11 protein-coding genes and 1 tRNA gene are annotated in these 8,762 nt (G+C 66.4%); 9 read left to right on the top strand and 3 right to left on the bottom strand.

Annotation, left to right across the window (positions count from 1 at the left end; all coding sequences use genetic code 11):
• Window positions 1–410: 410 nt before the first annotated feature.
• Together Y882_RS15300 and Y882_RS15295 are read right to left on the bottom strand one after the other, a co-directional pair.
• Window positions 411–1,178 carry a M90 family metallopeptidase gene (locus Y882_RS15300; protein WP_046972806.1) on the bottom strand — a complete coding sequence of 256 codons (768 nt, stop codon included), beginning with the start codon at window positions 1,176–1,178 and terminating at the stop codon, window positions 411–413.
• Window positions 1,179–1,190: 12 nt separating this feature from the next.
• Window positions 1,191–1,403: a hypothetical protein gene (locus tag Y882_RS15295; RefSeq protein ID WP_244466361.1), complete on the bottom strand. Its 213-nt coding sequence runs from the start codon at window positions 1,401–1,403 to the stop codon at window positions 1,191–1,193.
• 343 nt (window positions 1,404–1,746) lie between these two features.
• On the opposite strand from Y882_RS15295, the gene Y882_RS15290 reads away from it, so the two are divergent.
• From Y882_RS15290 to Y882_RS15250, 9 genes are all read left to right on the top strand, one after another.
• Complete coding sequence (locus tag Y882_RS15290) at window positions 1,747–2,715, top strand: biotin--[acetyl-CoA-carboxylase] ligase (protein ID WP_046972804.1); 969 nt, start codon at window positions 1,747–1,749, stop codon at window positions 2,713–2,715.
• Window positions 2,712–3,470 (top strand): type III pantothenate kinase, encoded by a 759-nt coding sequence (locus Y882_RS15285; protein ID WP_046972803.1) that lies wholly within the window; start codon window positions 2,712–2,714, stop codon window positions 3,468–3,470. Before Y882_RS15290 ends, Y882_RS15285 begins: the two co-directional genes overlap by 4 nt.
• 39 nt (window positions 3,471–3,509) lie before the next feature.
• The gene (locus Y882_RS15280) at window positions 3,510–4,259 is read left to right on the top strand and encodes an SPOR domain-containing protein (protein WP_046972802.1); all 750 of its coding nucleotides are present in this window, start codon (window positions 3,510–3,512) and stop codon (window positions 4,257–4,259) included.
• Between the two features lie 46 nt (window positions 4,260–4,305).
• Window positions 4,306–4,381: transfer RNA gene (locus Y882_RS15275), tRNA-Thr, on the top strand.
• 17 nt (window positions 4,382–4,398) lie between these two features.
• Window positions 4,399–4,782 carry a rhodanese-like domain-containing protein gene (locus tag Y882_RS15270; protein ID WP_052950043.1) on the top strand — a complete coding sequence of 128 codons (384 nt, stop codon included), beginning with the start codon at window positions 4,399–4,401 and terminating at the stop codon, window positions 4,780–4,782.
• A gap of 36 nt (window positions 4,783–4,818) precedes the next feature.
• Window positions 4,819–5,733 (top strand): arginase, encoded by a 915-nt coding sequence (gene rocF / locus Y882_RS15265; RefSeq protein WP_046972801.1) that lies wholly within the window; start codon window positions 4,819–4,821, stop codon window positions 5,731–5,733.
• Window positions 5,734–5,767: 34 nt separating this feature from the next.
• Entirely contained in the window at window positions 5,768–7,135 is a 1,368-nt protein-coding gene (locus Y882_RS15260; protein WP_046972800.1) for a tryptophan--tRNA ligase, read from the top strand.
• A gap of 31 nt (window positions 7,136–7,166) precedes the next feature.
• Window positions 7,167–7,493, top strand: a complete 327-nt coding sequence (locus tag Y882_RS15255) for a hypothetical protein (RefSeq protein ID WP_046972799.1) — start codon at window positions 7,167–7,169, stop codon at window positions 7,491–7,493.
• A gap of 14 nt (window positions 7,494–7,507) precedes the next feature.
• On the top strand, window positions 7,508–8,149 hold the full coding sequence (locus tag Y882_RS15250; protein ID WP_046972798.1) for a DUF6348 family protein: 642 nt from the start codon (window positions 7,508–7,510) through the stop codon (window positions 8,147–8,149).
• 127 nt (window positions 8,150–8,276) lie between these two features.
• On the opposite strand, the gene Y882_RS15245 is transcribed toward Y882_RS15250, so the two are convergent.
• Window positions 8,277–8,660: a VOC family protein gene (locus tag Y882_RS15245; RefSeq protein ID WP_046972797.1), complete on the bottom strand. Its 384-nt coding sequence runs from the start codon at window positions 8,658–8,660 to the stop codon at window positions 8,277–8,279.
• Window positions 8,661–8,762: the final 102 nt, after the last annotated feature.

Below are 8,762 nucleotides of genomic sequence, written 5' to 3'. Positions count from 1 at the left end.
GCTTTGGCCAGCACGTTGCGAACGGCGTGCCGCGCCTGCCGCCGCGCTTGTCTGTGGGAGCGCACCCTGTGCGCGACAGCCACGCTTGGATGTACCGCTCCGTAGGCTTGTCGCGCACAGGGTGCGCTCCCACAAATAGCCGTCCGCATTCCTTCACCGGCGCCCCACGACGAGCGCACCCTTGTAGGAGCGCACCTTGTGCGCGACCGCAGCGCTGGGGTGTACCGCTCCGTAGGTTGGTCGCGCACAGGGTGCGCTCCTACAAATAGCCGTCCATCATCTCTTACCTGCGCCCCACGACGTGCGCACCCTTGTAGGAGCGCACCCTGTGCGCGACGGCCACGCTTGGATGTACCGCNNAGGGTGCGCTCCCACAGTGGTGTGCTGCGGATGGCTGCTCTTACGCAGCATCAACCCGGCGCAGGCGACGGACCGTAATACGCTTCAAGCAATCCCGCCACAGCAGCATCCGCACGGCGCAACACCGAAGGCTGCGACCAATGCAGCTCGCTCACCACGGCAAAAAATTCATCCGGACTTTCGGCGGCATAAGGATCGATCAAGGTGTCGCGCCCGCGCGCCACGTCGTTCGACAACAGATCAAACGCACGCTGGAAGGCGACGATCCATTGGCGTCGCGGAATATGCGTGGGCAGCACCGGCACACCATCTGGCGGCCCATCGAGCATGTCGAGTTTGTGCGCGATCTCGTGCACGACCACGTTGTAGCCGTCCCAGGGATGCGCAAGGTCGAGCTGCACATCGGCGAGTGACAACACCAGCGGGCCGTGTTCCCAGGCTTCGCCGATCAGTACATCCTCGCTCTCGGTGACTACGCCGCTGCGGTCGTCGTGATGGCTGCGCTTCACGCGGAACTCGCCGGGATACACCAGGATGTCGCGCCAGCCGCGCAGGTTGCGCGGGCCTTGGCGAAGCACGGGCAGGCAGGCCTGCATGGCGATCAGGGCGCGGTCGGCATCGGACAGCTCGACACCGGCCAGCGGGTGGAAGCGCTTGCGTGCCAGAAACACACCCACGAGCCGACGCAGTTCATGCTGGCGTGCGTGGTCGAGGCGTTGGGCCAGCGGGCAACCTTCCAGCGCAATACGCCAGGGCTTTTCAGCAAGCGGGGGAGGCGAGACATAGGCGCCTAAGCGCCGCCACCAGGAAGCCGACACGGCTTGGTGTCGTTACTGGATGGAGCCCGGCAACAAGGACTGCCAGCCGATATGGTTCTGACGGCTGCGCGGCGCGCGCGCCGGGGCCGTGGTGGGGCAGTTGTCGCTGGACGAAGAAGAAGCGGCAGGGGTGGTGTTGGCTTCGCGCGACAGACCCAGGGCATCGCCCCCGCTGCCGCTCGCGCCGTCATGACTGCCCGAGCCCGTGTCCACGGTGCGCTGCATGGAGCTCAGATCCTGGCCGTCCGCATCCATGGCCGATGCAGCGCTGACGCTGCCGACGCATAGAACACAGCCAAGTAAGAACTTCCCGAAGCCCATGGCGGCTCAACCCCTTGATCCGCAATCGAAGAGCCCGATGCTGGCAGAAAAATCGCGGTGATACCAGTGCCTGCGTAACCCTCGCGCAAGGCTTGCGAGTCCCAGAAGTCATGGACTCCCAGCCACGTGACGACGGGCGTTGGGCTGCCCCGGCAGGCTAGAATCGCTCGATGTCACGCTCTCTGATCCTGTCCCCAACACGCCACGGACGCCGCCAACGCGGTCAATCGGCGCGGGATGTCGCCTGATGCAGGCGCAGGACTTGCTCGTGGCGCTGGCGGACGGTGGCATGGTGTCGGGCGCCCAGCTGGCCGAACGCACGGGTGTGACCCGCGCGGCCATCTGGAAGCAGGTCGAGGCATTGCGTGCACGTGGCGTTCCGGTGGAATCGCGTGGCACGGCTGGCTACTGCCTGCCCTGGCCGGTGCAGTTGCTGCATCTGCCCACGCTGCGTGACCTGCTGCCCGCCAGGCTGGCCATGCGCATGGGCACCCTGGAGCTGCACTGGGAGATCGACTCGACCTCCAGTGAGATCCAGCGCCGCCAGGCCGACCTGCCCGACCTGAGCATGGTGCTGGCGGAAACCCAGACCGCGGGGCGCGGCCGTCGCGGCCGTTCGTGGCTGTCGCCGCCGGGTCTCAATGTGTACCTGTCCTGCCTCAAGCGCTTCGACGGCGGCTTTGCTGCGCTGTCGGGCCTGTCGCTGGCGGTCGGCGTGATCGTGATGCGCACGCTCGCTGCCTTGGGCATCGAGGGTGCCGGCTTGAAATGGCCGAACGACGTGCTGAGTGACGGCGGCAAACTCGCCGGCATCCTGGTTGAACTGGGCGGCGAATATCAGGGCCCGTGCGCGGCCATCATCGGCGTGGGTTTGAACGTGCGCCTCACCGCGGCCCTGCACGAACAGGCGGGCCAGCCGGTGAACGATCTGGCCACGCTGGCCGGCCGCGCGCCCGATCGCAATCGCGTGGCGGCCGCGCTGATGGCCGCGTTGGCTGAGGGACTGGAACAGTTTGAGCGCGAGGGCTTCGCGGCCTTCGTCGACGAATACGCGCGCCATGACCTGCTGCGTGGCAAGCCGCTGCGCGTGCAGGGTCCGCAGGCCACGCTGGAAGGCGTCGGCGCGGGCGTGGATGCGCGCGGCGCCTTGCTGCTGCAGGCCGATGATGGACTGCATCGCATCGACAGCGCCGACGTGACGGTGCGTCGCGCATGAGACTGCTGCTCGATCTCGGCAACACGCGCTTGAAGTGGGCGCTGCGCGAGGGCTCGCAATGGCGCGAGCAGGGCGCTGTGGCGTGGAACGAGGATGTCGCGCTCGTGCTGCATGAAGCGTGGCGGGATCTGGCGATACCTGCCGATGTATTTGGCGCTTCGGTGGTGGATGGCGCCCGCGAGGCGCAGATCGCCGCCGTGGCGTCGACCTGCTTCGCGCGAACCACCACCTGGCTGCGCACGCCGGCGCAAGCCTGTGGCGTGCGCAACGCCTATGCCGAACCGGGGCGCCTTGGGGTCGACCGTTTCCTCGGTATGGTGGCCGCTCGCGCCGAGGGGCTCGCTCCGTGCGTGCTTGCCGGCGTGGGTACCGCGCTCACGCTCGACGCGCTCGACGCCGATGGCCGCCATCTCGGCGGCTTGATCGCGCCGGGACCGCAGTTGATGCAGCAGTCGCTGCTGGGCGCGACGGCACGCGTGCTGGTCGATCGCCCCGGCCAGGTGCTGGACGCGGCCGACAACACGCCCGATGCCGTCGCTTCGGGTTGCTGGCAGGCGGCGGCGGCGCTGGTGGAACGTTTTGTCGCGCACATGTCCGAACCATTGGGCGGCTCCCCACAATTGATCCTGGGCGGCGGCGATGCCGAGGCGCTGGCGCCGTTGATCGCCCATCCGGCTCGCCTGAGCCAGGACAGCGTGCTGCGCGGACTGTCCGTGTGGTCCGACGCACATACATCCATCGAGCAGGCTCCCTAAAATGCCCGCTCCCCCCGCCGCTTGCCTGACGGATCATCGATGTTCCTGCGCCTGCTCTTTGTCCTGCTGATCGCGCTCAATATTGCGGTGGGCGCGTGGCTGCTGCTGGGCCAGGACGACGTGCACGGCCGCAGCGCCACCGATGCCGGCGTGCCCGAGCTGCACCTGCTGAGCGAGCGTCCGTCGGCGCCGTCCAGCGCGCCCGCACCGGCGGCGCCGGCAACGAGCATCGGCGCCGCTGCGGCGGCCACCTCGGCAGGCCCGGCGTCCAGCAATGCGGCGCCCGTGGCTCAGGCCGCCACGCCTGCACCGGCGCCGCCACCGCCGTCGCGACCGAACACCTATACCTGCATGGCCCTGGGCCCGTTTGCCACCCAGGTCGACATGCGCAATGCGCGCAGTGCGCTGACCAGCCAGGCCGCACGCATGCGCCAGCGCCAGGAGCAGACCACGCAGACCACCGGCTGGTGGGTCTACCTGCCGGGCGGTGGCACCCGCGACAAGGCGCTGGAGCTGGGCCGTCGTCTGGCTGCCGCCAACGTCGGCGAATACTTCGTGGTCAGCTCGGGCGACCAGTCCAACACCATCTCGCTGGGCCTGTTCAAGGATCCCGCCAACGCCCGCCGTCGCCGCGAACAAGTGGTCGCCGCCGGCTTCCCCGCGCAGATGACCGAGCGCACCGAAAGCGTGGCCGAGTACTGGCTGGACGTGGTGATCGCCGACAACGGCCACGCCGACTGGCGCAATCGCGTGCGCGGCGTGGGTTCGCACAGCACCGGCTGCTTCTGAGGCCTTTGGCGTTGAGCCGTGGGGGCCTGTTAGACTTCGCTTCTTCGCCGGTATAGCTCAGTTGGTAGAGCAACTGATTTGTAATCAGTAGGTCGCGGGTTCGACTCCTGCTGCCGGCACCAGATCGAGGGTTCCCCGCATGCTCAAGGCCCACCTGGCCGCACTGCTGATGCTGGCGGGCATGAGTTCTGCCACCGCCGCGGCGGATGCGCCGCTCGACGCTTCGCAACTGCTGCAACGCCAGCAGTCCGGGCAGGCGCCGGTGCTGCTGGATGTGCGCGGGTCCGACGAATACCGCGATGGCCACATCGCCGGTGCGCTCAATATCCCGGTGGATCAGCTGGCCAGCCGCGCCGGCGTTCTCGGTGTGCCCCGCGACAGCGAGATCGTGGTGTATTGCGTCTCCGGCAAGCGTGCCGCCAGGGCGCAGGAAACGCTTACATCGCTGGGCTATACCCATGTGCGACTGCTGGACGGCAGTTTGAACACATGGCGGCAACGTCGTCTGCCTCTGGCACACTAGGACGACTCGCATTCCGCTTTGACATTGCAGGTTTTCATGGTCAACAAGGCACTCTCCCTGATCGGCGTTCCCACGGACATTGGTGCGGGACATCGCGGCGCGTCCATGGGACCCGAAGCGCTGCGCGTAGCGAATCTCGCCGCTCGGCTGGCCAAGCGCGGGCTGGAGGTGGTCGATCGCGGCAACCTGCAGGGACCGCTCAATCCGTGGCAGCCGCCGGTGAACGGCTACCGCCATCTGCCCGAAGTGGTGGCCTGGAACCAGGCCGTGCATGAGGCGATCTACGCTGAACTCACCGCCGGCCGCGTGCCGGTGATGCTGGGTGGTGACCACTGCCTGGCGATCGGTTCGATCAGCGCCATCGCGCGTCATTGCCGTGAAACGGGCAAGACGCTGCGCGTGCTGTGGCTGGATGCGCACGCCGACTTCAATACGGCCGATGCGACGCCTTCGGGCAATATCCACGGCATGCCGGTGGCCTGCCTGTGCGGCAACGGACCGAAGGAATTGATCGAGATGGGCGGCCACGTACCGGCCACTTCCGCGGCGGCGTTCCGCCAGATCGGCATCCGTTCGGTGGATGAAGGCGAAAAGCGTCTCGTGCGCGAGTCGCAGGTGAGCATCTTCGACATGCGCCACATCGACGAAGTGGGCATGAAGCGCACGATGGAAGAAGCGCTGGCCGGCGTGGACGAGAACACGCATCTGCACGTGAGCTTCGACGTGGATTTCCTCGACCCGACCATCGCGCCGGGCGTGGGCACCACGGTGCGCGGCGGCCCGAACTATCGTGAGGCGCAGCTGTGCATGGAGATGATCGCGGACAGTGGCCATGTCAGTTCGCTGGACATCGTCGAACTCAATCCCGCCTTCGACAAGAAGAACCAGACCGCGCGCCTGGCCGTGGACCTGGTGGAGTCGCTGTTCGGCAAGTCCACCCTGATCCGCTGATCGCCAACACCCGACAAGACAAAGAAACCAGCACATGAAGACCCGCGTACTCACCGGCATCACCACCACCGGCACGCCACACCTGGGCAATTACGTCGGCGCGATCCGCCCGGCGGTCGCTGCGAGCAGGCGCGACGACGTGGATGCGTTCTACTTCATGGCCGACTACCACGCGTTGATCAAAAGCGATGATCCGGCGCGCATCGAGCGTTCGCGCCTGGAGATTGCCGCCACGTGGCTGGCCGCGGGCCTCGATCCGCAGAAGGTCACGTTCTATCGCCAGTCCGATATTCCGGAAATTCCGGAGCTGACTTGGTTCCTCACCTGCGTCACCGCGAAGGGCTTGCTCAATCGTGCGCATGCCTACAAGGCGTCCGTGGACAAGAACACGGAAACCGGCGAGGACCCCGATGCCGGCATCACCGCCGGCCTGTACATGTATCCGGTGCTGATGGCGGCCGACATCCTCGCGTTCAACGCGAACAAGGTGCCGGTGGGGCGCGACCAGATCCAGCACATCGAGATGGCGCGCGACATCGCGCAGCGCTTCAACCATATCTACGGCCGCGAATTCTTTGCGTTGCCCGAAGTGGTGATCGAGGAGCAGGTGGCGACGCTGCCCGGACTCGATGGCCGCAAGATGTCCAAGAGTTACGACAACACCATTCCGCTGTTTGCCGGCGGCCAGAAACACCTGCGCGATTCCATCATGCGCATCGTCACCGATTCGCGCCTGCCGGGCGAAGCGAAGGATCCGGACAGCTCCTCGCTGTTCACCATCTTCCGCGCGTTTGCCAGCGAGGCCGAATCCACGGCGTTTCGCCAGGCCCTGGTGGACGGACTGGGTTGGGGCGAGGCCAAGCAGGTGTTGTTCGAGCGGTTGGAAGTGGATGTCGCGCCCATGCGCGAAAGCTACAACGCCTTGATGGCGCGCCCGGCCGTGATCGAAGAGATCCTGCAGGAGGGCGCCAAGAAGGCACGTGCGATTGCCGCGCCGAAGATTGCCGAACTGCGCGATGCGATTGGCCTGCGTTCGGGCGTGGCGGTGGTGTCGAGCACCGGCGAGACCAAGGCCGCCGCCGCGAAGGGCGGCAAGTCCGCGCGCTTCGCCAGCTTCCGCGATGCCGATGGCAGTTTCCGTTTCCGCCTGTTCTCCGCCGACGGCGAAGAGCTGCTGCTGTCGCGGTCGTTTGCCGACCCCAAGGCAGCCGGCGCGATGCAAAAGCGCATCAAGGAGCTGGGCAGCGTATCGGCCGTGGTGCAGGTGCAGCCGCAGGCCCTGGTGCTGGAAATCGACGGCGACCAGGTCGGTGCCACGCCGGAATACGACGGCGAACAGGCCCGCGATGAAGCGCTCGGCCGCCTGCGCGGCGCGCTCGATCAACTGGCAGCGCAGGAATAAAGCGCCCGGCTTTCATGGAGTGAACTGATCTATGCGTTATCTGGCCATCCTCATGCTCGCGCCCTGGTTGCTGATCCTGGGCTGGGCGTTCTGGTCCTACCCCAAGAGCTTGCCGCGCACGCGCCTGCGCCGCTACTTCGATGTCGCAGCCTTGCTGCTTGCCGCGTTCGCCGCGGTGGAATGTGCGAGCACGGCGTTCGACACCGCCACGGTGCCCACGGCGGGCCAATACGGGCACGCCAGCGGCGCCATCTGGCAGCAGGTGCTGCCCGCGCTCTACGGTTACGGCGCATGCGTCGTGGTATTGGTGCTGGCGCTGATCGTGCGCCAGCTGGTATGGCGCCCTCACGCGCACTGAAGCAGGAAACGACCATGCAAGACGCCGATCTCCAGCGATACCTCCTGCGCCTGTTCGAACGCCATGACGTCGAACTGGAACCGGACGAAGAATGGTTGATGACGGACGGCGATTTCCCCGCCGTGCGCGCCAGCTGGTTTGAAGGCGCCGCGGGCGAACCCGGTCGTCTCGATGTCGATGTGGTGATCAGCGAGGATCGCCATATCGAAGAGAGCTTCGCCGGCGTCGGCGGTGGCGAGGCCGGTTGCCTGGATGCGTTGCGCGCGTTCGAACACGGCGTATTCCACGTGCTGCTGGCGGCGTGCTGGTACGTCACCGACGATCGACGCATGCAGCTGCAGAGCTGGGATTTCGGCATCCGCACCTGGGATGTGTTCGTGGCGCCGTGGCTGTCCAGTCAGGAAGGCGTCGAACCTCCTGCTGAATTGGTAGGTCAGCTGCGCACGGCGCTGCAGAGCGAGTCGTTGAACCCGGAGCTGCATTGGGTGCGGCTGTTCTATCGTCGTGGCGACGATGGGGCGGTGACTGCCGAGGCCTTGCTGGACAATGCTGCGTGGCCGGCTGGCGATCGCCTGCTGGCGTCGCTGTCGTGGCCTGCGGCGGAGAAGGGTTACAGCGTGCGCGGGTTTGTGGCGCTGGACATTCGCGATTACTGAAGCGGCACGGCTGATCTTCTGTGGGAGCGCACCCTGTGCGCGACAAACCTACGGAGCGGAAGCGACATGGCGCTGCGTCGCGCACAGGGTGCGCTCCCACAGGTGTAGCGGGGCAGCCTAGGTTGGGCTAACTCCACCGATTCAGATGCGGCCCGAACTCCTCGCGCTGCGGCCGCACCACGCAGAAGCGATGCCCGCTAGGCGCCTGCATCACCCACCACCGATCCGGTACGCAATGCACACGCGTGGCGCCGAGCTTCTCCATGCGCTGCACTTCAGCCTCGATATCGTCCGTTTCAATATCCAGATGCACGCGGCTGTCGTGCTCCACGCGCTGCAACAGGATGATCGGCTCGTCATCGGCGGTGGCGAGGCGGGCGTACTTGCCGTCGCCATCCTCGTCGAGGGTGACGATGGATTTGCCCAGCGCGTGGCTCCAGAAGGTGGCGGCGTCGGCGAGGTTGTCCGTCTGGCAGTCGATCACGATGGTGCACAGTCGGCTGTGATGCATGGCGGCAGGTCCGTGTTGAGCGACGCTGGATCGTAGTGCGATGGCAGGTGCACGAGCCGTCAATGTTTCGCACATAAAAAAAGCCCCGGCATGGCCGGGGCT

Source organism: Dyella japonica DSM 16301 (assembly GCF_001010355.1).
Classification (GTDB): Bacteria; Pseudomonadota; Gammaproteobacteria; order Xanthomonadales; family Rhodanobacteraceae; genus Dyella; species Dyella japonica.
The sequence above is the reverse complement of the archived record's forward strand: the minus strand, read 5'-3'. Positions and strand labels throughout refer to the sequence as shown.

Coding starts and splice junctions, on each gene's coding strand:
- Y882_RS15295 (WP_244466361.1), bottom strand. CDS start 1,403: ATGCAGCGCACCGTGGACACGGGCTCGGGCAGTCATGACGGCGCGAGC.
- Y882_RS15290 (WP_046972804.1), top strand. CDS start 1,747: ATGCAGGCGCAGGACTTGCTCGTGGCGCTGGCGGACGGTGGCATGGTG.
- Y882_RS15285 (WP_046972803.1), top strand. CDS start 2,712: ATGAGACTGCTGCTCGATCTCGGCAACACGCGCTTGAAGTGGGCGCTG.
- Y882_RS15280 (WP_046972802.1), top strand. CDS start 3,510: ATGTTCCTGCGCCTGCTCTTTGTCCTGCTGATCGCGCTCAATATTGCG.
- Y882_RS15270 (WP_052950043.1), top strand. CDS start 4,399: ATGCTCAAGGCCCACCTGGCCGCACTGCTGATGCTGGCGGGCATGAGT.
- rocF (WP_046972801.1), top strand. CDS start 4,819: ATGGTCAACAAGGCACTCTCCCTGATCGGCGTTCCCACGGACATTGGT.
- Y882_RS15260 (WP_046972800.1), top strand. CDS start 5,768: ATGAAGACCCGCGTACTCACCGGCATCACCACCACCGGCACGCCACAC.
- Y882_RS15255 (WP_046972799.1), top strand. CDS start 7,167: ATGCGTTATCTGGCCATCCTCATGCTCGCGCCCTGGTTGCTGATCCTG.
- Y882_RS15250 (WP_046972798.1), top strand. CDS start 7,508: ATGCAAGACGCCGATCTCCAGCGATACCTCCTGCGCCTGTTCGAACGC.
- Y882_RS15245 (WP_046972797.1), bottom strand. CDS start 8,660: ATGCATCACAGCCGACTGTGCACCATCGTGATCGACTGCCAGACGGAC.